Annotated in this window: 20 protein-coding genes and 1 tRNA gene; 13 read left to right on the forward strand and 8 right to left on the reverse strand. The window is 68.7% G+C overall.

Features of this window, described 5'->3' with window-relative positions; translation table 11 throughout:
• The first annotated feature begins 2 nt into the window (after window positions 1–2).
• The 7 genes from C3E87_RS07245 (at window position 3) to C3E87_RS07275 (ending at window position 5,857) form a co-directional block, all read left to right on the forward strand.
• Complete coding sequence (locus C3E87_RS07245) at window positions 3–1,022, forward strand: methionine ABC transporter ATP-binding protein (RefSeq protein WP_076061111.1); 1,020 nt, start codon at window positions 3–5, stop codon at window positions 1,020–1,022.
• Window positions 1,019–1,699, forward strand: coding sequence for a methionine ABC transporter permease (locus C3E87_RS07250; protein WP_076061113.1), 681 nt, complete (start codon window positions 1,019–1,021; stop codon window positions 1,697–1,699). The genes C3E87_RS07245 and C3E87_RS07250 overlap by 4 nt, the downstream gene beginning before the upstream one ends.
• Before the next feature lie 101 nt (window positions 1,700–1,800).
• Window positions 1,801–2,637 carry a MetQ/NlpA family ABC transporter substrate-binding protein gene (locus C3E87_RS07255; protein WP_076061115.1) on the forward strand — a complete coding sequence of 279 codons (837 nt, stop codon included), beginning with the start codon at window positions 1,801–1,803 and terminating at the stop codon, window positions 2,635–2,637.
• A 171-nt stretch (window positions 2,638–2,808) separates the two neighbouring features.
• Window positions 2,809–3,891 carry a polysaccharide deacetylase family protein gene (locus C3E87_RS07260; protein WP_076061117.1) on the forward strand — a complete coding sequence of 361 codons (1,083 nt, stop codon included), beginning with the start codon at window positions 2,809–2,811 and terminating at the stop codon, window positions 3,889–3,891.
• A 123-nt stretch (window positions 3,892–4,014) separates the two neighbouring features.
• Window positions 4,015–4,242, forward strand: a complete 228-nt coding sequence (locus C3E87_RS07265) for a hypothetical protein (protein ID WP_076061119.1) — start codon at window positions 4,015–4,017, stop codon at window positions 4,240–4,242.
• A gap of 229 nt (window positions 4,243–4,471) precedes the next feature.
• The gene (locus C3E87_RS07270) at window positions 4,472–5,116 is read left to right on the forward strand and encodes a DUF305 domain-containing protein (protein WP_076061121.1); all 645 of its coding nucleotides are present in this window, start codon (window positions 4,472–4,474) and stop codon (window positions 5,114–5,116) included.
• An 81-nt stretch (window positions 5,117–5,197) separates the two neighbouring features.
• Complete coding sequence (locus C3E87_RS07275; protein WP_076061123.1) at window positions 5,198–5,857, forward strand: HAD family hydrolase; 660 nt, start codon at window positions 5,198–5,200, stop codon at window positions 5,855–5,857.
• Window positions 5,858–5,931: 74 nt separating this feature from the next.
• On the opposite strand, the gene C3E87_RS07280 is transcribed toward C3E87_RS07275, so the two are convergent.
• Together C3E87_RS07280 and C3E87_RS07285 are read right to left on the reverse strand one after the other, a co-directional pair.
• Entirely contained in the window at window positions 5,932–6,759 is an 828-nt protein-coding gene (locus tag C3E87_RS07280; RefSeq protein WP_143570937.1) for a hypothetical protein, read from the reverse strand.
• A 79-nt stretch (window positions 6,760–6,838) separates the two neighbouring features.
• A complete protein-coding gene (locus tag C3E87_RS07285; protein ID WP_198928233.1) occupies window positions 6,839–7,924 on the reverse strand; it encodes a GNAT family N-acetyltransferase in 1,086 nt (361 codons plus the stop codon).
• A 243-nt stretch (window positions 7,925–8,167) separates the two neighbouring features.
• Here C3E87_RS07285 and C3E87_RS07290 point away from each other — a divergent pair, with 243 nt between their 5' ends.
• On the forward strand, window positions 8,168–9,127 hold the full coding sequence (locus C3E87_RS07290) for a DUF368 domain-containing protein (protein WP_198928234.1): 960 nt from the start codon (window positions 8,168–8,170) through the stop codon (window positions 9,125–9,127).
• Between the two features lie 13 nt (window positions 9,128–9,140).
• Here the strand turns inward: C3E87_RS07290 and C3E87_RS07295 are convergent.
• Window positions 9,141–9,214: transfer RNA gene (locus tag C3E87_RS07295), tRNA-Gly, on the reverse strand.
• 82 nt (window positions 9,215–9,296) lie between these two features.
• Between C3E87_RS07295 and C3E87_RS07300 the strand changes: the two genes are divergently transcribed.
• Entirely contained in the window at window positions 9,297–12,065 is a 2,769-nt protein-coding gene (locus C3E87_RS07300) for an FAD-binding and (Fe-S)-binding domain-containing protein (protein ID WP_198928235.1), read from the forward strand.
• A 30-nt stretch (window positions 12,066–12,095) separates the two neighbouring features.
• Here the strand turns inward: C3E87_RS07300 and C3E87_RS07305 are convergent, their stop codons facing one another.
• Both C3E87_RS07305 and C3E87_RS07310 read right to left on the reverse strand, forming a co-directional pair.
• Window positions 12,096–13,451: a serine hydrolase gene (locus C3E87_RS07305; protein WP_076061130.1), complete on the reverse strand. Its 1,356-nt coding sequence runs from the start codon at window positions 13,449–13,451 to the stop codon at window positions 12,096–12,098.
• Complete coding sequence (locus C3E87_RS07310; protein ID WP_076061132.1) at window positions 13,452–14,573, reverse strand: 6-phosphofructokinase; 1,122 nt, start codon at window positions 14,571–14,573, stop codon at window positions 13,452–13,454.
• Between the two features lie 142 nt (window positions 14,574–14,715).
• Between C3E87_RS07310 and C3E87_RS07315 the strand changes: the two genes are divergently transcribed.
• From C3E87_RS07315 to ppgK, 4 genes are read left to right on the forward strand one after another with little or no spacing between them, the layout of a single operon-like run.
• On the forward strand, window positions 14,716–15,393 hold the full coding sequence (locus C3E87_RS07315) for a DUF1707 domain-containing protein (protein ID WP_076061134.1): 678 nt from the start codon (window positions 14,716–14,718) through the stop codon (window positions 15,391–15,393).
• Window positions 15,393–15,881 (forward strand): PH domain-containing protein, encoded by a 489-nt coding sequence (locus C3E87_RS07320; protein WP_076061136.1) that lies wholly within the window; start codon window positions 15,393–15,395, stop codon window positions 15,879–15,881. The genes C3E87_RS07315 and C3E87_RS07320 overlap by 1 nt, the downstream gene beginning before the upstream one ends.
• A complete protein-coding gene (locus tag C3E87_RS07325; protein ID WP_076061138.1) occupies window positions 15,881–17,407 on the forward strand; it encodes a PH domain-containing protein in 1,527 nt (508 codons plus the stop codon). The genes C3E87_RS07320 and C3E87_RS07325 overlap by 1 nt, the downstream gene beginning before the upstream one ends.
• A gap of 60 nt (window positions 17,408–17,467) precedes the next feature.
• Window positions 17,468–18,250 carry a polyphosphate--glucose phosphotransferase gene (ppgK, locus tag C3E87_RS07330; protein WP_076061140.1) on the forward strand — a complete coding sequence of 261 codons (783 nt, stop codon included), beginning with the start codon at window positions 17,468–17,470 and terminating at the stop codon, window positions 18,248–18,250.
• A 5-nt stretch (window positions 18,251–18,255) separates the two neighbouring features.
• On the opposite strand, the gene C3E87_RS07335 is transcribed toward ppgK, so the two are convergent.
• The 3 genes from C3E87_RS07335 to C3E87_RS07345 all read right to left on the reverse strand — a co-directional run bounded on the left by C3E87_RS07335 (window position 18,256) and on the right by C3E87_RS07345 (window position 23,144).
• The gene (locus C3E87_RS07335) at window positions 18,256–19,656 is read right to left on the reverse strand and encodes an MFS transporter (RefSeq protein ID WP_076061142.1); all 1,401 of its coding nucleotides are present in this window, start codon (window positions 19,654–19,656) and stop codon (window positions 18,256–18,258) included.
• Window positions 19,657–19,738: 82 nt separating this feature from the next.
• Entirely contained in the window at window positions 19,739–21,382 is a 1,644-nt protein-coding gene (argS, locus tag C3E87_RS07340) for an arginine--tRNA ligase (RefSeq protein WP_369819258.1), read from the reverse strand.
• A gap of 166 nt (window positions 21,383–21,548) precedes the next feature.
• A complete protein-coding gene (locus C3E87_RS07345) occupies window positions 21,549–23,144 on the reverse strand; it encodes a xylulokinase (protein ID WP_198928236.1) in 1,596 nt (531 codons plus the stop codon).
• Window positions 23,145–23,211: the final 67 nt, after the last annotated feature.

Below are 23,211 nucleotides of genomic sequence, written 5' to 3' on the forward strand. Positions count from 1 at the left end.
CCATGATCACCGTCACAGACCTGCGGAAGGTCTACCACCAGGGCAAGCGTGAAGTGCGCGCCCTCGACGGAGTCTCGCTCACCGTCCCCGCCGGGTCCATCCACGGCGTGATCGGGCACTCGGGCGCAGGCAAGTCCACCCTGGTGCGTTGCCTCACCATGCTGGACCGGCCGTCGTCCGGCACCGTCGAGATCAACGGCGTGGACCTCACCGCTGCCCGCTCCGACGCGCTGCGCACCGCCCGTCGTCGCATCGGGCTCGTCTTCCAGCAGGCCAACCTCTTCGATTCGCGCACCATCCTGGCCAATGTCGCCTACCCGCTCGAGCTCATCGGCGTGGGCCGCGAGCAGCGCCGCGAGAAGGCCCAGGAACTGCTGCGGCTCGTCGGCCTCTCCGACGCGGGCAACGCCTACCCGGCACAACTGTCCGGCGGCATGCGGCAGCGGGTCGGCATCGCCCGGGCCCTGGCCACAGATCCCGACGTGCTGCTCTTCGACGAGCCCACCTCGGCGCTGGATCCGCGCACGACGGACGAGATCCTCGACCTCATCGTGTCGCTGCGCGACCGCAGCCCCCAGGACCTGGCCGTCCTCGTGATCACACACGAGATGCACGTCGTCAAGAAGATCTGTGACTCCGTCTCGCTCCTCGAAGCCGGCCGGATCGTCGAATCCGGGCCGCTCACGCACGTCGTCCAGCGCCTCAGCGGCAGGCTCAGCCAGGCGCTGCTCGGCATCCCGCCGCACTCCCCCGTCGAAGCCAGCGACGCGACCCTCGTCGACGTGCTGGCCAGCGGTGACCGCGCCGCCCTGCCGATGATCGCCCACACCTCGGGCGCCGTCGGCGCGGAGCTCGCGATCGTCGCCGGCTCGGTGGAGCAGCTCGCCGGCACCACGTTCTCCCATCTCCGGCTCGCGGTGCCCCACGGCACCGACGCCAACCGCGTCGTCGACGAGCTGAAACTGCTCGGTGCCGACGCCCGCCTCACCACAGACATCCGTCAGGAGGAACCCATCGCATGATCCTCCTCGACACCTGGTTCAACAACCCCGCGCTGCAGAAGGCGCTGCTCCCCGCGTTCGTCGAGACCATCCAGATGGTGGGCATCTCCAGCATCGCCACCGTCCTCATCGGCCTCCCCCTGGGCGTGGTGCTGTTCGTCACCCAGCGCGGCGGGCTCGCGGAGAACCGGGCGCTCAACTTCGCACTGTCGCCCATCCTGGTCAACATCACCCGTTCGCTGCCCTACGCCATTCTGATGGTGGCGCTCATCCCCTTCACGCGCTGGCTCGTCGGCACCTCTCTGGGCCCCATCGCCGCATCCGTGTCGCTGGCCATCGCCGCCATCCCGTTCTTCGCGCGGCTGGTTGAGACGTCGCTACGCGACGTGCACGTCGGCAAACTGGACGCCGCCCACGCCATGGGCTCGACGAAACTGCAGTCGGTCGCCAAGGTGCTGATCCCCGAGGCCATGCCCGCGCTCGTCGCGTCGATCACCACCACGGTGGTCACCATCGTCGGCTACTCGGCCATGGCCGGCCTCATCGGGGGCGGCGGCCTGGGCCGGTTGGCCTACAACTACGGGTTCCAGCGCTACCAGGCGGACGTGATGATCGTCACCGTCGTCATCCTGGTGGTACTGGTCCAGGTCATCCAGATGGCCGGCGAGGCCGTCACCAAGAAGATCGACCACCGCTGACCCATCCCACAGACTCCCGCCGTCAGGCGGGCGGCCCTTCGGGGCCACAGTAAGGAAGATGGCCGACTTGTTGTCGGCCCAGTAGCTAAGGAGAAAGACCTATGCGCAAGATCCTCACCGCCGTCGCTGCCTCGTTGGCAACCGTCATGGCCATGACGGCCTGTGGCTCTGACGCCGCCACGCCCGGAGCCGACGCCTCGCTCGACTCGGCGAACCCCACCAAGGTCGTCGTCGGCGCCAGCCCCGTGCCGCACGCCAAGATCCTCGAATTCGTCAAGGAGAACCTGGCTGCCGAGGCAGGCATCGACCTGGAGATCCAGGAGTTCGACGACTACGTGCTGCCCAACGAGGCGCTCGCGTCGGGTGAACTCGACGCCAACTACTTCCAGCACGTGCCGTACTTCGACAACCAGGTGGCGGAGAAGGGCTTCGAGTTCGAGCACGGCGAGGGCGTCCACATCGAGCCCTTCGCCCTGTTCTCCGACAGGCACGAATCGGCGGACCAGGTGCCCGACGGTGGCGTCATCGCGCTGACCAACGACCCGTCGAACCAGTACCGCGGCCTGAAGCTCCTCGAAGAGGCCGGCCTACTGCAGGACATCGCCGAGGACACCACCGCGCTGACCATTTCCGACGAGCAGAACCCGAAGGGACTGAAGTTCGAGGAGGCGCAGCCCGAGGTCGTCGTGCAACAGCTCGAGGACCCGAAGGTCGACGCGGCGCTGATCAACGGCAACTTCATCCTCAACGCGGGCCTGAACGCCGATGACGCGATCGCCATCGAAGCCGTCGAGGGCAACCCGTACGCCAACATCCTCGCGTGGCGCACGGACAACACCAACCCCGGTGTCGCCAAGCTCGAAGAACTGCTGCACTCCGACGAGGTGGCCGAGTTCATCAAGCAGGAGTGGCCTGCCGGTGACGTGATCCCCGGCTGATCACATCCCTTTGACGACGGGGCCACGCGGGTGATCCGCGTGGCCCCGTCGCCGTGTTTCCCCTTGTGATATTCGGTTTCCCGGACTCTTCTCCCCGGGCGCACCCGGGCGTACATTGTTTTCAAGACCCGGGCGACACCGCCCGAGCCGGTTGGAAACAGGGGGATTCTGATGCGGCACATCACGAGGTGGATCATGGCTGCGCTGACGCTTGCGTTGGTCGCGGCGGGCTGGGTGGCGGCGCCCCCGGCCCAGGCCTTCGACGTCTACACCACGCCGGGGGAACACATCAGCGCCGGACGCGAATGGCGCACCTGGTGCGAGCCCTACTCGCAGACCGCGCGCTGCACGTCGCAGCTGAAGGTGGGCGGCGTGTGGACGTTCAACAACCTCACGTACCTGCCGTCGCCGAGGAGCCTGTGGACCGGCAATCCCCTGGCCACCCCGGGCGAGCACGACATCAACGGTCGCACCTGGTGGACCGAATGCGAAACGGCCACCACCGGCCGCAACGGCTGCCGTTCCTACCTGTGGAACGGGCGGCAGTTCGTGTTCAACAACATCGTGCAGTTCGGCACGATCCGCCCGGATCTCGCCACCCTCTACTGGTACCGGCCGCCCGCGACGCAGGCACCGTCCGTGCCGGCACCCAGCGCCTACAACATCAACAAGGGCCCCAACGCGACGAACCGGGTGACTCTCACGTTCGATGACTGCCCCACGTCGCTGTCGGCCTTCAAGACCACCGTCAGCGCGGCCACGGACCTGGGCATCGCGCTGGTGCTGTTCCCGACGGGCAACTGCATCAGCGCCGGACGGTTCGACGCCGCCTTCGCCCGCTCCAAGGGCCACTACGTGTTCAACCACTCCATCACCCACCCCAACCTGACGACGCTGACCTATTCGCAGGTCGTCCACGAGCTGGGCGCTCCGGGCGTGGTGACCACCTACGGCCGGCCACCCGGTGGTTCCTACAACACCGACACCGTGAAGCGGGCCTACGCCGCCGTCGGGATGAAGATCTGGCTGTGGAACCTCGACACCTTGGACTACCGGGGCCGCACCAGCGAGCAGCTGATCAACACCGTCGTCACCTCGGCCCGGCCCGGCGACAGCGTGCTGATGCACATGAAGTGGTACGCGTTCAACGGGCCCACGCTGAGGGCGATGCGCGACGGGCTGAAGGCCCGCGGCATCGGGGTGTGCGTCAACCGCGGCCCTGTCGTGGCGAAGCCCGCTGGGCTCGCCTGCTGAGCCACACGAGATCCATGTCCAGCGGCCGGCCATGCTTCTTGATCGAAGCCGAGGGGAAAGTTGAGCAGATCCATACATTGTCGAGGAACAGTGGACGTATCAGCCGGAAGGACCGGCACCTGAATGAGGGAGACCACCATGATCACCAAGCGCAGGATCGCCGCCATCGCCGCCGCAGCCGCGGCAGTCGTCGCTATGACCGCCACCTCCGCCGGAGCAGTCGAACCCACCGGCCGCGAGTTCGCCGACCACGTCCGCATGATGGCCCAGTCAGAGAGGGGCCTCGACGGCACCCACAACCCCGGCATGCACCAGGGATTCTCCGGCATGGAGCACCACCACTCCTCCTGACCGGAAGGTCACCTCGTCACGCGATCCCCACCTGGCCACAAGCCGAGCGGGGATCGAACAGGTTGCCCGTGCCGAGCCTTCCCCCGCCCCGGCCCCGCCGCCACCGCGCCAGAACCACAGCGTGTCTTGATCGATTCTTGACCCTCCGCGGGTTGGTTCCCGAGCTGAGGGTGAATAGCCTCGAGGGGAGTCCGGCGATCCCCGTCGGCCAGGAACGGAGCACCAACACATGTCACGTACGAAGCGGATCACCGCCACCGTGGCCGGGCTGGCCCTCACAGCCACCCTGGCAGCCTGCGCAGACCAGAGCGCCACGACCTCTCCGGCAGCCTCTGCCTCCCCCACAGTTACATCCAGGGCCACGGAGTCAGCGTCTGCGAGCGCCTCGTCAGACGTCGCCGCGGACCACAACGAGCAGGACATCACCTTCACTCAGATGATGATCATCCATCACGAGGGTGCCATTGAGATGTCTGAGCTGGCCATCGAACGGGCCGAAAACGCCGAGGTCGTCGAACTCGCCAAGCGGATCTCCGCAGCCCAAGGACCCGAGATCGACGAGATGACCACCTGGTTGGGCGCTTGGGGCGAAGACGTCTCCCCCGACGACCACGGCGGCATGGACATGGGTGGCATGGACATGGACGGGATGACCCAGGAGGAGATGATGACTCAGCTCGACGCACTGTCCGGCGCCGAGTTCGATCAGGCGTTCCTCGAGGCCATGATCGCCCACCACCAGGGGGCGATCGAGATGTCCGAGCAGCAGTTGGCTGAGGGCCAGAACCCCGATGCTCTCTCATCGGCGCAGAAGATCATCGACGACCAGCAGGCTGAGATCACCGAGATGCAGGAGTTGCTCACCAGCCTCTGACCCGACGCCTGGTGCGCGGACAAAGGACAACCGGGCCGAACCGGCAGTTGACCCCGCGATGCGGTGGCTAGGGTTGTCCTCATGACCCGCGCTGTTCTCTTCGACCTCGACGGCACGCTCGCCGACACCGTGCCGCTCATCGCCGAGTACATCGCCGGGGCGCTCAATGCCCACGGCATCGAGTGCGTCCCGCGCGACGTCTACCCGCTGATCGGCCGCCCCATCGAGTTCGCGATGGGCGAGTTGCACACGTTCGCCGACGACCCGGAGCGCATGAACCGCATCATCGTGGAGTACCGCGACGCCCTCCACCTCGCGGTCAACGCCGCCGGTTCGAAGCTGGTCCTCCCCGGCGTGCGGGAGATGTTGGAGGACCTGCGTCTGGCGGGCTACCGCATCGGCGTGGTGACGGCGAAGGGCACCGCCTCGGCCATCCACCTGCTCGACATCACGGAGTTGAGCCACCTCATCGACGCCCTGGTCACCACCGAGGACGTCGAGCACGGCAAGCCCGCGCCGGATTCGGCGCTGCTGGGCCTCGAGCGCCTCGAGGTCCAGGCTGAGGGCACTTGGTACGTGGGCGACGCCGTGAGCGACATGACCATGGCCATCGCGGCCGGGATGCGCCCGCTGGGCATCACCACCGGCGCCGCGACCCGCGAAGAGCTGCTCGCCGGCGGGGCCGAGGTGGTTGTGGACTCCGCCGCCGAGGTCACGGCATTGCTGACCACCGACCGCTGAAATTCAGAGGGAGGTTTCTGCCACATCGGGGCCATAAGCGGGCGATGTGGCAGGAATCTCCCTCCGTTTCCCGGTCACCTCGGGCTGGGCGGTCGCAGATGCAGGCCGGAACGCAGTTCCGCCTGCAAGGAGAGCTTCGTGGCCTCCCAGGAGTGGTGCACCTGGTTGAAGGCCAACCCCACGGGCGTGTAGCCGAGGTCACGCAGGCCGAGGTAGCGCTCGTAGTCCTCGTCGCGGTACTCGTGGAACTCCGCGCTGTCGCACTCCAGGACGAGGGACCTGCCCACAAGGAGATCGACTCTCCCCACCCCCGCGATCCATACCTGGGCCTGCACCGGGATCCGTTGCTGCTGCAGCCAGAGCCTCACCCGGGTCTCGGAGCCGGATTCCGCCAGCGGGCTGAAGAACTTCAGCACCCGCTGCTTCCGCGCCGGGGCATCGGCGATCAGCAGCTCCGCTTCGGTGCGGGTGATCAGTTCCTTGTGGGCTGCAGATTCCAGCACCATCAGCGCCTCTTCCGGGCTGTGGTGCCGGATGACCTGAGCCAGACAGTCCTTGACGGGGAAGACCGCCTGTCCCGGAAGCGCCGCGGTGTGGCGGTGCCAACCTGCCCGCCCCACCGTGACCCCCTTCCCCACGACGATGTGCGGCTTCGGATGAGAAGGGGTCCAAAGCCCGTGATGCTTGCAGCCAGACAGGCAGCCCAGCCGACCGCCCACCCGCACAGCCTCGATCAGCCAGGATTCCGCAGTGGGGTGGGCGTACCAGCCGTGGGCCACCCTGGTCAGGGTGCCCGCCGACACGGCCGCTTCGATGTTCTTGCCCGTCCATTCCTTGGCCAGGAGGTCGGCACGGGAAATGACGAGTTGGGTCATCGGAATCTGGAGGGAGATTTCTGCCACATCGGGCTGTTTACGGGCGATGTGGCAGGAATCTCCCTGCGAATTTCATTGCCATGTTCCATGGCAGCACTGTGGCCGGTCAGACCACCGATTCACCGTTGTCCACAGCTTCCGCCACGCTGGCCTCGAAGCCGCCCTCGGCGTAGACCGGGTAGAAGCCCAGCGCCTCGTTGACCTGCAGCATGTGGCGGTTCTCCTCGGCGTTCCACGTCAGGATGGCCTGGGCGTTGGGCTCCTTGTCGCGCACCTGGATCAGGTTGGCGGCCTTCACGAGCATGCCCAACCGGTGGCCCCGGTGGTCCGGCAGCACGATCGTGTCCCACTGGTCCACGAAGGCCAGCGGATTGGCCCGGTCCACATGCATCTCGCTCAACGCCACCAGGTCTCCGGTGGGCAGGTGCCGCACCACGGCCCGGTAGATCCGGTCGGTCAACAGCCGTACCGCCTCGGCCTGCCGGACGCGCTCGGCGTCCCATGTGCGTTCCACGACGGTGAGCTCACCCTGCGGGGGATCCACCGCCATCCGCTCCATCAGAACCGCGTAGCCCGCCAACATTCCCTCGGGCATCTGCCCTTCGACGGTGACCACCTCGTAGTCGGCACCCGCCACCCCCTGCGCCTCGGCCAGCGCCTCGGCGGGATCGACGAGGGGCCGGGCGAAGTCGTACCGGCTGACGCGCTCCGCCTGCTTGAGCTTCAGCCCATTCGCCAGCGCCAGCTTCACTCCCCCATGGCCGGGGTCCACTCCACCGAAGCCCGACGACGGCCTCAGCGGCGCGTCGACGATGTTCGTGGTGATCCACACCTGGAACAGGGTGACGCCCTCGGCCACGAGCACCTCGCGCACCGTGTCGGCCAGCGCCTGCCCCAACCCGGTCCCACGGTGGGACGGGGTGACGTACAGCGTGACGTAGGCCAGCTCCGGCTGGTCCACCATGTTGCGGGCTGTGCGCGCCCACCCCGCGGCGACTTCGGCGTCGCGGGCCAGGAACCACCGGGTGGCCCATTCCTTCTCGGCCCTGGCGGAGACGAGATCCGCCTCCGGATCGACGTCCCACTCGGGCCCGCCGATGATCTCGCGGTTGCATTCGGTTTCGAGCCGCTTGTGGTCCGCCCAATCGGGGTCGGAGGCCAGTTCGGGCAGAGGGATTTCAAAGATGTTCATGATGAGTCCTAAAGAGGTGCGATGAGGTCGTCGGGAAAGGCTGCAGCGGCGTTGCCCGGGGCCGCGAAACACATCGGCACACACAGCGACAACGCCTGGGAAAACCCGCGCGCTCAGAGCCTCATCATCATGGAAAACACCTTGGCACTGGGACGACGGCTGCGCAAGACCCCGTGCGGAAATTAACCCGAGCGTGCGGCCCGGTCTACAGTGGAGGCGCCCTCGAGAGAAAGCACGATCTGCATGAGCGAGACCCCCGTCGAGTCGGAGCACCGCGACACTGACGCGTCCCCCGTTCTCCAGCCGGATTCCTTCGGTCGCTGGATGGCCCGGCTCCTCAAGGGCATCGCCGTCGGCGTCGGCGCGATCCTGCCAGGCCTGTCCGGTGGCGTGCTCGCGGTGATCTTCAAGCTCTACGACCCGCTGATCCGCTTCCTCGCCAATCCGCGCCGCAACTTCCTGCGCAACGTGTTGTTCTTCATCCCCGTCGGCATCGGCGTCGGGCTCGGCATCCTCGGCTTCGCCGTCGTGGTCGAGGCGGCCTTCGGCAAGTACGCCGCGCAGTTCGTGTGCCTGTTCATCGGCTTCGTCATCGGCACATTCCCGTCGCTCTACTACCAGGCCGGCAAGCGCGGGCGCAGCACCCAACACCTCGTCATCATGGCGGTCTCCGCCGCCGCGATCTTCGCGCTGATGCTGGTGGGCGGCCAGTCCGGCGAACTCCTGCACGTGGAGCCCAGCATCCCCGCCTGGTTCGGCTCCGGCGCCCTGATCGGCCTGGGCCTCATCGTCCCCGGCATGAGCCCCTCGAACTTCCTCATCTACTTCGGCCTCTACGACAAGATGGCCAGCGGCATCAAGGCGCTGGACCTGGGCACGGTCATCCCGCTCGCGCTGGGCCTCATCGTCTGCGTGCTGATCTTCGCCAAGGCCGCAGCGTGGGCCTTCGACCGCCACTACGCGGGCATGTACCACTTCATCCTGGGCATGGTGGTCGGTTCCTCGCTCGCCATCTTCCCGACGGTGGTCTTCCCCGCCTTCTCCGCCGAGGGGCTGCGCGCCGCAGACCTGAGCTTCACCAACGCGGTGCTCTTCGCCGTCGTGCTCCTGGTGGTGGGCGTCATCGCGTCCTGGCTGTTCAGCAAGGTGGAGGACCGGGTGACGGATCAGCGCGAGGCCCTGGTGGAAGCTGCCGACGAATAGCTCCGGGCAGCAATGGAGCGGGCGACGGGAATCGAACCCGCGTGTTCAGCTTGGGAAGCTGACGCTCTACCATTGAGCTACGCCCGCGTTTGCGAACCCAAGACTAGCAGGCATCCAGCCCCCGTCCGCAGCACCCCGAAATTGGCAGGACATGAGTAGGCTTGGAGCCGTGACTGACGCACAGCCCCACCTCAAACGGGATGAGCGCGCCATCACGCGCCTGGCCATGGCCCACGACGCGTCACATTTCCTGTTGACGCCGGCCGCCGTCGTCACCCCCACCAGCGTGGAGGACGTCTCAGACCTGATGGCGGAGGCCTCCTTCATCCGTCAGCCCATCACGTTCCGCTCAGGCGGCACCAGCCTGTGCGGGCAGTCGGTGACCGACGGAGTGCTGGTCGACGTGCGCAAACACTTCCGCGGGGTGGAGGTCCTCGACGGCGGCGAACGGGTCCGCGCCGGAGCCGGAGCCACTCTCGCGGCGGTCAACGCGCGGCTCGCGCCGTACGGCCGGCGGATGGGGCCGGACCCCACCAGCGAGGTGGCGTGCACCATCGGCGGCATCATCGCCAACAATTCCAGCGGCATGCTGGCCGGCAACCACGAGACGGCCTATCACACGCTCGAGTCGATGGTGTTCGTCCTGCCAAGCGGACGCATCGTCGACACCGCTGATCCCACGGCCGACATCACTCTCCGGCTGGAGGAGACCAAGCTGATCGGCGGGCTCCACATGCTGCGCAACCGGTTGCGCACCAACCCCACCTCGATCGCCGAGATCAACCGCCTCTTCAGCATCAAGAACACCATGGGCTACGGCATCAACGCGCTGCTGGAGTTCCACCGCCCCGTCGACATCATCCCCCACCTGCTGGTCGGCTCCGAGGGCACGCTGGGGTTCGTCGCGGAGGCCACGTTCCGCACCGTGCCGCGCTACAGCCACTCGGCGGCGGCGCTCGCGGTGTTCCCCAACCTCGACGCCGCGGCCACCGCCGCCCAGGGACTCGTCGAACACGGGTTCGAGGCGATCGAATTGATGGACGTGGCGGCGCTGCGCGTCGTGCGCGAGCAGCCCACCGCGCCGTCGATCATCCGCGACGCGGACCTCACCACGCAGGCGGTGCTGCTCGTCGAGCTCCACGACACCTCAGCGGAGAACCTCGCAGAGCGCGTTGCCCGGGCGGAGAAGGCGCTGGGCGAACTGAACGCAGTGGACGTCGTCGAACTCACCACGGATCCCACGCAGCGCAACGCGCTCATCGAACTGCGCCGGGGCCTCTACGCCCTGGTGGCCGGCGCGCGTGCCTCTGGCACCACCACCATGCTGGAGGACCTGAGCCTGCCGCTCGAGAACTTCGCAGACATGTGCAAGGCCCTCGACGTGCTGTTCGACAAGCACGGCTACGGCATCGACAACGTGCCCCTGTTCGCCCATGCGCGTGACGGCAACATCCACTTCCTGCTCAGCGAACGCTTCGATCAGCCCGCCGGTCTGCTGCGCTACCGGAAGTTCACCCGCAGCCTGGTGCGCGAGGTGTTGCGCCGCGGAGGCGTCCTCAAGGCGGAGCACGGCACGGGGCGCGCCATGGCGCCGTTCGTCAACGCCCAGTACGGCGACGAGCTGTACGAGGTGATGCGCGAGATCAAGCACCTCTTCGACCCGGCGGGCATCATGAACCCCGGCGTCATCATCTCCGACGACCCCGACGAGCACCTGCGCAACCTCAAGCTCATGCCCACCATCGAGCCGGAGGTGGACTCCTGCATCGAGTGCGGCTACTGCGAATCGGTGTGCCCCTCGCGCGACCTGACGATCACCCCCCGCCAGCGCATCGTGCTGCGCCGCGAACTGGCCGCCCGCCAGTCGGACCACGAGCTGCTCGACCAGATCACCGACGACTACCTCTACGCCGCCATCGAGACCTGCGCAGTCGACGGAATGTGCTCGGTGGCGTGCCCCCTCGGCATCAACGTCGGCGACCTCGTGCGTCACCAGCGACAGGAACTCGCGCAGGGCGTGGAGAAGACCGCCTGGACGTCGGCGGCGAAGCACTGGGGGCTGGCCACCCGGATGGGCTCCGCGGCCCTCACCATGGCCAAGACCACCACCCCGCTCGCCCTGGCCGTCACCAGCGCCGGCCGACGCCGGCTCGGCGAGGAGGCCGTCCCCGGGTACGACGAGGACCTGCCTCGCGGAGCCGGCCTGAAGCGCAGGCCGCACCGGAGGGACCGCGGCCGCATCTACGGGGTCGCCGCGTACTTCCCCAGCTGCCTCCAGACGGTCCTCGCCCCCGCCGGGCAGGGCACGTTCCAGGCGTTCCGCGACGTCTCCAACCGGGCGGACGTCTCCGTCTCGCTGATCAACGCCACAGACCTGTGCTGCGGCGCCCCCTGGAAGGCCAAGGGGCTCGTCGAGGGCTACGAGATCATGACGGCCAAGACCCTCAAGAGCATCGACGTGCACGGCCCCGACGGCGCCAGCCTGCCCATCGTGATCGACGCCTCCAGTTGCGCCCTGGCGCTCCAGGAGATGGCCGAGGGGCACGACATCGAGGTCCTCGACCTCGTCCAGTTCACCGCGGAGCACCTCCTCCCGCACCTGAAGGTCACCCACCCCATCGACTCCATCGCGCTGCACCCCACGTGTGCGTCCACCCGGATGGGGATCAACGAGCACCTGCTGGCCATCGCCAACGCCATCAGCGACGACGTGGTGGTGCCGGACAGCTGGGCCTGCTGCGGCTGGGCCGGCGACCGGGGGGTGTTGCACCCCGAGCTGACGGAGTCGGCGACGCGGGAGATGGCCGAGGAACTCGGAGGTCGGCAGTTCGCCGCGTACGCGTCCACCAACCGCACCTGCGAACTCGCCATGACCCGCGCCACCGGGCAGACCTACCGCCACATCATCGAACTGCTCGCCCAGGCGACCCGCCCCTGAGCTGACCGCTTGGTCTCGCCGGGGCGTCCCTCAGGAGGCGGCGGCGGCCTCGATCAGCTCGGCGAGCCCCAGGTCGCGCGACTCGGGCGTGAACCCCATCCGCACCACCACCAGGTCCAGGCTGGGCGCGACATACATCCGCTGGCCGTCGTGGCCCTGCGCCCAGAACAGGTCCTCGGGGAGGTCCGGGTGGGCCAGGGTCCCGTCGCCGCGCAGGTTCGTCCACCACGACGACGCGTAACCCGCCTCCTCCGTGGCGTACTCCCCGGTGTCGGCGCCGGTCAGCGGCACGACGGTGGTGGACTCCTTGACCCAGCCCTCCGGCAGCAGCCGGACATCGTCGACCACGCCGTCGTCCAGCACGAACTGGCCGATCCGGGCCCAGTCGCGGGGCGTGGCCCACAGGTAGGACCCGCACACCGGCGTGCCGGCCGCGTCCGGTTCCAGCACCGCTGAGGCCAACCCGAGCGGGGCGAACAACTGTTCGCGCGGCATGGTCGGGCCCGCCCCCAGACGATCGTTCAGGACCGAACACACCAGGTTCGTCGACCCCGACGAGTACTGCTGGAACGTCCCCGGCTCGTGCGCCGCGGGCTGCCCGGCGACGTAGGCCGCCATGTCGTCGGAGTTGAACAACATCTCCGTGATGGGCGTGCCCAGGTCGTACTCCTCATCCCATTCCAGCCCGCTGGTCATCCGCAGCAACTGGTCGACGGTGATCCCAGCGCGCTCATCCGTCCACTCCGGGCGGAGGTTGGCGTCGTCGAGGGCGACCGCCCCCTGCATCACCGCACGACCCGTCAGGAGGTTCGTCACGGACTTGGTCATCGACCAGCCGAGCTGAGGCGTGTTCGCCGTGAAGCCGTCGGCGTAGCGCTCGCCCACGATGACGCCGTCCTTCACCACCACGATGGCACGGGTGCCCAGCGCCCCCGCCTCGTCGTCGGACAGCCCGTCGCCGAAAGCGCGTCCGATCGCGTCGTCGAGGGAGGCGTCCAAGGCCGGCTCGTCCGTCAGCAGGGTGGTGGGCGGCAGTGCCTCGGAGGTCGGGAAGACGGGGCGTCGCGGCGACAGGGTGCAGCCCAGGCCCTCCGTGTAGTAGGCGGTCTGGCCCGCCAGCACGCCCAGCACGTTGACGTAGGCGTAGCTGCCGTTCTTGAACTGGGTCAGGAAGGGCACCAGGGGGTTGGGCGGCAGGTCCTCCGAGGCGTCGGTGCGCCCCGCGATCTCCGTGACCGCGCACAGGCTGTGCGCCGCATAGCCGGTGCCCGTCCGCAGCAGCGGACGCATGTAGAGGTAGCCCGCCAGCACCATGGTCAGCACGAGTGCGAGCACGACGCCCACCACGACCCACCGCGGCCGGCGGCGTTCCACCTTCGTGGCCATTCAGTCGCCCAGGTTGGTGCCGACCCCGCGCGCGGCGCGGACCCACTCGTGGTCCACGGGCACGGTCTTCAGGTTGCCGGCGACGTCCTCCAGCGGGACGGGCACCGCCGCGCCGCACTGCGAAGCGACCGTGATACCGAAGGTGCCTTCCGCCACGAGATCCGCCCCGGCAGATCCCAGCAGGGTGCCCAGCACCCTGTCGTTGGCGTCCGGGATGCCACCGCGCTGCACGTACCCCAGGATGGTCACGCGCGACTCCAGCCCGGTGATCTGCTCGAGCGATTCGGCCAGCTTGAAGGCGTTGTTGCGGTGGCTCGCCACCACCGCGTCGCGGTGCTTGTCTGCGGCGGCCTTCGCCTCCGCGGTGGAGGCGTGCTTGCGCAGCACCTCCGCAGCGGCCAGGTCCGCCGAGTCCTTCTCGTCGCGGGCGCCCTCGGCCAGCGCGATGACGGAGAAGTTGCGGCCCGAGGCGGCCCGCCGGTGGACCGATTCCGCCACGGCCTCCACCGAGTACGGGATCTCCGGGATCAGGATCACGTCGGCCCCGCCGGCGATGCCTGCGCCCAGCGCCAGCCAGCCGGCCTTGTGGCCCATGATCTCCACGACGATGATGCGGTGATGCGAGTGGGCTGTGGAGTGCAGCCTGTCCACGGCCTCCGTCGCGATGCCCAGCGCCGTGGAGAAGCCGAAGCTGGTCTCCGTGTGCGCGATGTCGTTGTCGATGGTCTTCGGCAGGTGGATGACGTTGAGCCCCGCCGCGGCGAGGCGCTTTGCGTTCTTGGCCGTGCCGCCGCCCCCGATGCACACGAGGCCGTCGAGGTCGTTCTTCTCGTAGTTCTCGACGATCGTGGACGTCATGTCGCGTACCTCGCCGTCGATCACCATCTTGTGCGGCTTGTCCCGCGAGGTGCCCAGGATGGTGCCGCCGATGGTGAGGATGCCCGACAGCGCGTCCGAGTCGAGCACCTGGAAGTTGTTCTCGACGAGGCCCTTCAGCCCGGAACGGAAGCCGAGCAGCTCCATGCCGTGCTGCCCGATCGCCGCCTTGCCGAAGCCGCGGATGGCCGCGTTCAAGCCGGGCGAGTCGCCGCCTGCCGTCAGAATCCCGATGCGCTTTGCCATGTGCCCACCCTAGAGCGGCGAGGCCCGGCCCGTGGGCCGTTCCGCGCCCGCGAGCAACGGCCATCCGTGGCATCCCTGAACTGACCCGGGACGCGGCCCTCCCGGCTGTCGGCGGGACGGGTCGACGACCTACAGTGGATCCATGTCGATCGAACAGAACCGGCTGCAGGAACTGCGGTGCGCGGACCAGGACCGTGAATTGGTGGCGCAGTTGCTGAACAACGCCTACGCCGACGGGCGGCTGACGTTCGACGAACACGCGGACCGCATCGCCAAGGCCTACGACGCCAAGACCTTCGGCGACCTCACCCCCCTGACGACCGATCTGGTGGCCCCGCAGCCCCAGCCCGTCGTCGAACCGTATTCGGCCCCCACCCCGGCGGGGTCGCCGGACCGCAGGCCGGTGCCCGCCCAATTCGCCGGGCCGCCCGCCGTGCCTGGAATCGACGCGTTCACCGGCGGCAACGCCGTCATGTCGACGTTCAAGCCCGGCCAACTCCACACGATCGCTTCCAACGTGACGGTCAACTCGTGGCTGGGTGATGCCAGGATCGACCTGGTGGGCGCGGCCTTCGAGAGCCGCGACACCACCATCAACGTCGGCGGGCTCATGGGCGAGATCAGCATCCGCGTGCCCGAGGGCGTCTCCGTGGACCTGTCCCGGTTGAACATGATCATGGGCGAATCGAAGGTGGACGGTGCCGTGCCCCACCCGGACGGCATCCGGCTGCGGCTTGTCGGCACCTTCATCATGGGTGAGGTCACCGTGTTGGGCCCCGACACGACCCGCGTCCGCAAATACCAGAGGTTCACCCGTTGATGAATGACCTGTTCGACCCGCCCGGCACCCCCTGGCAGCGTCTCTCCGGTAACTACCTGACCCAGAAAATGATCCTCATCCCGCTGGGATGGGGGTTCTTCTTCGCGTTTCTCGCGGTGCCCGTGCTCCTGTGGGGCACCAGTTGGATGCGCTGGTCCTTCTTCGCCCTGGCGGTGGTGGTGATCGCGTGGCGGATGATCCGCGCGCCGCGGGTCTTCCGACGGTGGGGTTACGCCGAACGCGACGAGGACGTCTACCTCACCCGCGGCCTCTGGAGCCGGAGCCTGCAGTGCGTGCCCTACGGCCGCATGCAACTCGTCCAGGTCCAGTCCGGGCCGCTCGACCGGTTGTTCGGCCTTGCCACCGTGCAGATGATCACGTCGTCCACCAGCGGCACCGTCACCATCCCGGGACTCCCCGCCGCTGACGCGGCCGCTCTGCGCGACCGCCTGATCGCCCGCGGCGAGCAGCAGCAGGCCGGGATCTGATGACCCACGGGCCTGATTTCCTCCCGCCCCTGCCTCCCCCGGATCCGGCGGACCGCGTCGAGGCGGCAGATCCGGTGGTGGCGCCGTCCTTTGCTCCGCCTCCGCCGATCGTCCCCCAGGACGACACCCCGGTGCAGCAGCTCGACCCGACGACCTTCCCGCCGCCCCACCCGTTCGAGCCGCAGGCCCCCCGCGCCAAGATCATCGAGCGTCCCCATCCCCTCACGGGCCTCGCCCGCGGCGGGATCGCGCTGGTGGCGGGCGGCTACTTCATCACGCGCGAGATCCTCGAAGGCTCCTCGGGCTTCGGCAGCAGCGCCCTGTTCATCGGCGGCGGTCTGCTCCTCGTGGCGCTGATCGCCGGCATCTCGGGGATCTTCACCTGGCGCACCACCACGTTCATCGCCGACGACGACGAGTTTCGCGTCGAGCGACGCTTCCTCTCCGAGACCTCCACGAAGGTGGACTACACCAAGGTGCAGTCCGTCGAGGTCTCCCAACCGCTCATAGCGCGGCTCATGGGGCTGGCCAAGGTGCACATCGACGTCGGCGGTGCCGGCGGTGTGGACCTGGCGTTCCTCTCCCTCAGCCGCGCAGAGTCGCTGCGCGAGCACCTCGTCGCGCGGATGCGGCAGGCCCACATCCCCGTCGGCGCTCCGCAGTACCCGGCCGACGCCGTGCCCCCCCTGGGCGGCCAGCCCCCGGCGCAACTCCCCCAGGCCCGGGAGGACCTGGTGGTGGCGGTGCCGGCGAGCAACCTGCTGCTGGGCGCACTCGTGTCGTTGGGCACCGGGGCTGCCGTGGTGGGCGGCGGCATCCTGGTGGTCTTCGCGCTCCTCGCCCAGACGCCCGTCACCATGCTCGCCGCGGCCCTGGGCATCGGCGGCTGGATCTGGAACCAGACCGGCCGCAACTGGAACTTCCGCATGACGCGCAGCGACGGCGCGCTCCGGCTCACGCGCGGTGCACTGAGCACCACCAGCCAGGGCCTGCGCCCCAACCGCATCCAGGGCGTGGCGATCAAGCAGGACCTCCTGCAGCGCGCCACCGGGCTCTACCAGATGACGGTGACGGTGCTGGGCTACGGCGACCCGTCCGGCGATGAGAACCGGCAGACCAACGCCGTCGTCCTCCCCTACGGGACCTGGGACGACGTGCTCACCGTGCTGCGCGCCCTGTGGCCTGAGGTGGACCTCACCCAGGTGCAGGCGCACCCCCAGCCGGAACGGGCCCGCTGGCTCACGCCGTTCAACTTCAGCAGCCACACCTGGGGCATCGGCGAGCACGTCGTCGTGACGCAGCACGGGTTGCTCGAGCGGGTCATCAGCATCGTGCCGCATCGGCGGATGCAGTCGGCCAGCATCCACCAGGGCCCCCTGCAGCGCCGCCTGAAACTAGCGCACGTGCACGTCCACACCACCGACGGCCCGGTCACCCAGAAGCTCTACCACCTCGACGAGGCCGACGCCCGGCGGGTCTTCGACGAACAGGTCGCCCGCGCCCGGATCGCCCGGGCCACCGCCTGAGTCCCAGCAATCCGGGTGCGCCCTATTTGATCGTGCCAAGCTCCGCTACGCTTGTGCGTCATGAGCATCATCCTTGGCATCGATGTTGGCGGCTCCGGCATCAAAGGCGCACCCGTCGACCTGGCAGCTGGCGACTTCCTGACGGACCGCAAGCGCATCCCCACGCCGGAGAAGTCCACCCCGAAGAACGTCGCAGCCGTCATCGCCGACATCATCGAGGAGTTCAAGGACCAGATCGGTGACGGTCCCGTCGGCATCACCATCCCGGCCCCCGTGGTGCACGGCCGCATCCCGTTCATCGCGAACCTCGACCAGAAGTGGGCCGGCCTGCAGGCCGACCAGTTCCTCGAGGACAAGCTCGGCCGCAAGATCACGCTGGTCAACGACGCCGACGCCGCCGGTCTCGCCGAGGTGCACTTCGGCGCCGCCAAGGGCCACCCCGGCCTCGTCATCCTGACCACGCTCGGCACCGGCATCGGCACCGCGATCATCTACCGCGGCGTGCTGATCCCCAACGCCGAACTGGGCCACATCGAGATGATGGGCAAGGACGCCGAGACCCTGGCCGCCTCGTCGGTCAAGGACAAGGAGGGCCTGTCCTACCAGGTCTGGACCGAGGAGCGCCTGCAGCCGTACTACTCGCGCCTGGAGATGCTGCTGTCGCCGGACCTGTTCGTCGTCGGCGGCGGCGTGAGCCGCGACTGGGACAAGTTCGGCCCGCAACTCAACCTCACCACGGAGATCATCCCGGCCAAGCTGCGCAACCGCGCGGGCATCATCGGTGCGGCCATCGCCGCCCAGGACGCCGCGGAGAACCCGGACCTCCTCGCCAAGCCGCACTGACACCGTCAGGACTCGCTGTGCCCCTTGCCCAGCGGGTCCGGACCGGGGACGGGGTCTGATGCCCCGGGCGTGGCGACGCCGAGGTTCACGTCGCCCGCCTCGTACGTGGCGTTGAGCCGTCGGTAGGTGCGCGTGAAGAAGACCAGCGTCGTCAGGATCAGGCCGCCGATGCTGACGATCACGAACACCAACGCGATGCCCCGGGCGTCGCCGTGCCCCAGCAACCAGCCCCACTGTCGCCGCCCGGAGGGCGACTCCGCGTAGGGGATCAGCCAGAACTGGGCCATCGGCCCGATGACGAAGGCGCTGATCGGGGCCGCCGACACCTCCACGGCCTGCGCGAACCCGAACACCCGGCCCTGCTTGGCCAACGGCACCACCTGTTGCAGCAGGGTCTGCTCGGCGCCCTCGATGAACGGCATCAGCGCCATGTAGGTCACCAGGCCCGCCACCAGGAGCACGACGGAATCGCGGATGGTGAACGCCCCGGCGATGACCCACATGGCCAGGCTGGCGAACAGCAGCGTGCGCAGCGGGAGCCGGCCCAGGCCCTTCCTGGCGATGATGCCGCCGCCGATCAGGAAGCCGACGCCCGACAGGCCGAACAGGATGCCCCACCATTCCACGGACACCAGTTCCAGGCCGTACGGGTCGAGCAGGCCCATGAAGACGCCGCCCAGGAAGTTGTTGAAGGTGGAGAACAAGATCAGCCCCATCAGCCCCGGGACGGCGGCGACGGCGAGCCACGCGCCCTTGAAGTCCACGGCCTTCGGCGCCCCTTCGGCGTGCACGATCTCCGGCTCCGGGATCCGGATGGTCAGGAGGTGCACCAGGGAGACCAGCACGATGGCCAGGGAGATCATCAGCGTCCAGAACAGCCCCAGCTGTCCGATGGCCAGGCCGGAGAAGATCCCCGTGACCATCATGGTCATGCCGTTGACGGTGCCCACCAGGCCGTTGGCGTTGGCGCGCCTGTCGGACTCCACGAGGATGGTCACGCAGGTGGCCAGCGCGATGGAGCGGATGCTGGCGAGCATGGCCCCGGAGAGCACCAGGAGGCAGAACACCCAGAACCACGGCCGCCCCAGGTCGACGAGGACCTCGGGCGGCGTCAGGAGATAGACGGCCACGGCCAGGAGGAACACCAGAGCGGTTCCGACGGCGGAGGCCACCATCACCTTGTGCTTGTGGTGCCGGTCCACCAGGGTGCCGAACGGTACGCCCATCACCGCCATGCCCAGCATGTAGGCGCCGCCGAGGAACGACGTCGCGAGCACGGACCTGGTCTCGAGGTAGGCCCAGAAGGTGATGCCGAACCAGATGAAGGCGGTGCCCAGCATGGCCGCCGCCGTGTTGCCCAGGACGCGGCCGAAGGTGCCGGGTCTTGCTGCCTCTCGTGAACCCACGAGGCAACCTAACACGCAGCGATGCCCCCCGGAACCCGCGATCCGCGTCAGGTACGCGGGAGCGGCGCGACCTCCCGGTGGGTCACATCCGGTCCGGCGCGTCGATGCCGATCAGATCGAGGCCCTTGGCCAGCACCTGCTTCGTCGCCGCGCACAGGGCGAGGCGCGACGCGCGCACGTCGCCCTCGGACTTCAGCACCGGGCACGCCTCGTAGAACGACGCGAGCGCTCCAGCCAGGTCGTAGAGGTAGGCGCAGAGCTTGTGGGGCTGTAGGTGGTGGGCCACCTCGTCGACCGTCTCGCCGAACCCGCTCAGTAGCAGCGCGAGCTGTTGTTCGGCCGGCTCCTCGAGCACGGTGACCGAACCCCAGTGGATGTCCTCGGCCTCGGCCTTGCGCAGGATCTGGTTGACCCGGGCGTGGGCGTACTGCAGGTAGGGGCCGGTGTCGCCGGTGGTCTGCACCATGCGCTCGGCGTCGAAGGTGTAGTCCTTCTGCAGGCCGTTGGAGAGATCGGCGTACTTGATCGCGGCCAGCGCGATGTTCGGCGCCGCGACCTCCTCGGCCGCGTCGAGCAGGGAGCCCAGGGTGGCGGCGGAGCCGTCGCGGGTCTTGAAGGGGCGGCCGTCGGTGCCGAGCACCATGCCGTAGCCGACGTGCTGCGCGGTGACATCGCCGGGCAGGAAGCCCGCCTTGCGCGCGGCCGCGAAGACCTGCGCGAAGTGACCCGCCTGGCGCAGGTCCGTGACGTAGATGATCCGGTCGGCGTGCAGTTCGTTCACGCGGCGACGGATCGCGGCCAGGTCCGTGGTGGCGTAGCCGTAGCCGCCGTCGGACTTGCGCACGATCAGGGGCGCCTCGAAGCCGTCGACGAACACGCAGAGGGCGCCGTCGTCGACCACGGCGACCCCGCTCTCCTCAAGCTCCTTGACGAGGACGGGGAGGTCGGCGTTGTAGGTGGATTCGCCGGCGAGGTCGTCGTCGGTGAGCTTCACACCCAGACGGCGGTAGGCCTCGTTGAAGGCGGGCTTGGAGATGTCCACGAGCTGCTGCCAGATGCTCAGCGACTGCTCGTCACCCCCCTGGAACACGGCGACGCGGGCGCGGGCACGCGTGGCGAACTCGGCGTCCTCCTTGAACCGGCCGGCGGCGCGCTTGTAGAGCGCATCCGCCTCGTCGAGGCTCAGCTTGGTGACGTCGAGCCCCTCGTCGAGGACCTGCTCGATGAGCATGCCGAACTGGGTGCCCCAGTCGCCGATGTGGTTCTGCGGGATCACCGTGTGACCGAGCGCGGAGAGGACGCGGTTGAAGCAGTCGCCGATGATGGTGGTCCGCAGGTGGCCCACGTGCATCGTCTTGGCCACGTTGGGCGCCGAGTAGTCGATGACCACGCGCTGCGGGTGGTTGGCGGGGTTGATGCCGCCGTGGGGGTCCTCCAGCAGCGACGACACAGCCGCCGCGAGGACGTCGGAGCGCATCCGGAAGTTGATGAAGCCGGGGCCCGCGATCTCCAGGGGCTCGCACAGGTCGTCGACGTCCAGCTTGGCCACGATCTCCGCCGCGACCTCGCGCGGCGGCCGACCCTGCTGCTTGGCCAGCCGCAACGCGACGTTGGACTGGAAGTGACCGAACTGCGGCTTGGTGGCGGGACGCATCTCGGGGTCGACGCCGGTGACCTCACGGAGACGCGCGTCCAGGAGCGCGGGGAGAGACTGCATGAGGGCCATTGTTTCACCTGACGTGAAGCAGTCCCAACCGACGGCCGTTCGGCCGCACCGGCGCGCAATGAGCGGGGGCTGATGGGGCCCGACCGGGTTGGGGGGCGGGCCCCGATCAGACCCTGCGGAACCGGGGCCCCACCCCGAGTGCCGGCCTCAACGGAGCCCGGCGAGATCAGCTGGCGTCGACCGCGGCTCGTTCGATCGCGAGGCCCCGACGGTAGCGCTCCATGAACTGGTTGAAGCCCTCGACGTCGCGGGGGTCCGGGTCCATCGTCGAGATCTCGGCCCCGGCGAAGACCTTCGTGGCCAGCCAGTCGCCCAGGCTCACGTCGCCCGCGTCGAGGAACGCGGCCAGCAGTGCCATGCCCCAGGCACCGCCCTCACCGGCGACCTCGCCCACCGACACCGGGGTGTTCATCGCGGCGGCCAGGAAGCCCTGCGCGACGCCCTCCGTCTTGAACAGCCCGCCGTGGGCGAACAGCGAATCGAGCCGCACGCCCTCGTCCTTCAGCAGCACGTCCATCCCGACGCGCAGCGCGCCGAACGTCGAGAACAGGTGGGTGCGCATGAAGTTGGCCAGGTTGAACGCGCTGGAGGGGTGCCGCACGAACAGCGGACGACCCTCCTCCATGCCGACGACGTGCTCGCCCGCCAGGTAGTTGTAGGCGAGCATCCCCCCGCCGTCGGGGCTGCCGTTGAGCGCGGCGCGGTACAGCGACTCGAAGAGCGTGGTGGTGTCCACCTCGGCGCCGCAGGCGGCCAGCGCCTCACCGAACAGCGACACCCAGGCCGCCAGGTCCACCGCGCCGTTGTTGCAGTGCGCCATGGCGACCAGGTCGCCGGCCGGCGTCGTGACCAGGTCGATCTCCTCGTGCAGGGCCTTCAGCTCACCCTCGAGCACGACCATCGCGAAGATCGACGTCCCGGCCGAGACGTTGCCCGTGCGCTGGGCGACGGCGTTGGTGGCCACCATGCCGGTGCCCGCGTCGCCCTCCGGCGGCGCCATGGGCGCCCCGGGCTGCAGCGCGCCGGTGGGATCCAGCAGGCGCGCGCCCTCGTCGGTGAGCGTGCCGGCGTCCTGACCCGCGCTCAGCACGGCGGGCAGGATGTCGCCGATCTTCCAGCCGTAGCCACGATCTGCGACCAGTTCGTCGAACTGCCCGAGCATCCGCTCATGGAAGGTGCCGGTGGCAACGTCGATGGGGAACATGCCACTGGCGTCGCCGACGCCCAGCACCCGTTGGCCCGTCAGCCTCCAGTGGACGTAGCCGGCCAGGGTCGTGAGGAAGTCGATGGACCCGACGTGTTCCTCGCCGCGCAGGATGGCCTGCTGCAAATGGGCCACGCTCCACCGCTGCGGGATGTTGTGCTGGAACAGCTGCGTGAGCTCCGCGGACGCGTCCTGCGTCATGGTGTTCTGCCAGGTGCGGAACGGGGTGAGCAGCTGGCCGTCGGCGTCGAACGGCAGGTAGCCGTGCATCATCGCCGAGACGCCCAGCGCCTTCACCTGCTTCAGCTCGACCCCGGCCGCCTCGCGCACCGCTGCGGCCAGGTCCGCGTAGGCGGCCTGCACGCCCGACCACACGGCGTCGAGGCTGTAGGTCCACACGCCGTCTGCCAACGTGGAGCGCCACTCGTGGCCGCCGGTGGCGATGGGCTGCAGGTCCGGGCCGATGAGCACGGCCTTGATGCGGGTGGAGCCGAACTCGATGCCGAGCGTGGCCTGGCCATGCTCGACGGTGGAGCGGGCGTTGATGATGGGATCCACTGTGACCTCCGGAAGAGTGTGTGCTGCTCCATCATCCCGCAGCACGCGCGGAGCGTGCACCCTCCCC

The organism is Tessaracoccus sp. ZS01 (genome assembly GCF_022342445.1).
Lineage (GTDB): Bacteria > Actinomycetota > Actinomycetes > Propionibacteriales > Propionibacteriaceae > Arachnia.

What these genes read in the sequence shown, in the direction of transcription:
- C3E87_RS07270 (WP_076061121.1), top strand. Translation starts at nt 4,472, where the DNA reads ATGTCACGTACGAAGCGGATCACCGCCACCGTGGCCGGGCTGGCCCTC.
- argS (WP_369819258.1), bottom strand. Translation starts at nt 21,382, where the DNA reads ATGGCCCTCATGCAGTCTCTCCCCGCGCTCCTGGACGCGCGTCTCCGT.
- C3E87_RS07250 (WP_076061113.1), top strand. Translation starts at nt 1,019, where the DNA reads ATGATCCTCCTCGACACCTGGTTCAACAACCCCGCGCTGCAGAAGGCG.
- C3E87_RS07255 (WP_076061115.1), top strand. Translation starts at nt 1,801, where the DNA reads ATGCGCAAGATCCTCACCGCCGTCGCTGCCTCGTTGGCAACCGTCATG.
- C3E87_RS07305 (WP_076061130.1), bottom strand. Translation starts at nt 13,451, where the DNA reads ATGGCCACGAAGGTGGAACGCCGCCGGCCGCGGTGGGTCGTGGTGGGC.
- C3E87_RS07260 (WP_076061117.1), top strand. Translation starts at nt 2,809, where the DNA reads ATGCGGCACATCACGAGGTGGATCATGGCTGCGCTGACGCTTGCGTTG.
- C3E87_RS07275 (WP_076061123.1), top strand. Translation starts at nt 5,198, where the DNA reads ATGACCCGCGCTGTTCTCTTCGACCTCGACGGCACGCTCGCCGACACC.
- C3E87_RS07285 (WP_198928233.1), bottom strand. Translation starts at nt 7,924, where the DNA reads ATGAACATCTTTGAAATCCCTCTGCCCGAACTGGCCTCCGACCCCGAT.
- C3E87_RS07320 (WP_076061136.1), top strand. Translation starts at nt 15,393, where the DNA reads ATGAATGACCTGTTCGACCCGCCCGGCACCCCCTGGCAGCGTCTCTCC.
- ppgK (WP_076061140.1), top strand. Translation starts at nt 17,468, where the DNA reads ATGAGCATCATCCTTGGCATCGATGTTGGCGGCTCCGGCATCAAAGGC.
- C3E87_RS07325 (WP_076061138.1), top strand. Translation starts at nt 15,881, where the DNA reads ATGACCCACGGGCCTGATTTCCTCCCGCCCCTGCCTCCCCCGGATCCG.
- C3E87_RS07245 (WP_076061111.1), top strand. Translation starts at nt 3, where the DNA reads ATGATCACCGTCACAGACCTGCGGAAGGTCTACCACCAGGGCAAGCGT.
- C3E87_RS07290 (WP_198928234.1), top strand. Translation starts at nt 8,168, where the DNA reads ATGAGCGAGACCCCCGTCGAGTCGGAGCACCGCGACACTGACGCGTCC.
- C3E87_RS07310 (WP_076061132.1), bottom strand. Translation starts at nt 14,573, where the DNA reads ATGGCAAAGCGCATCGGGATTCTGACGGCAGGCGGCGACTCGCCCGGC.
- C3E87_RS07315 (WP_076061134.1), top strand. Translation starts at nt 14,716, where the DNA reads ATGTCGATCGAACAGAACCGGCTGCAGGAACTGCGGTGCGCGGACCAG.
- C3E87_RS07265 (WP_076061119.1), top strand. Translation starts at nt 4,015, where the DNA reads ATGAGGGAGACCACCATGATCACCAAGCGCAGGATCGCCGCCATCGCC.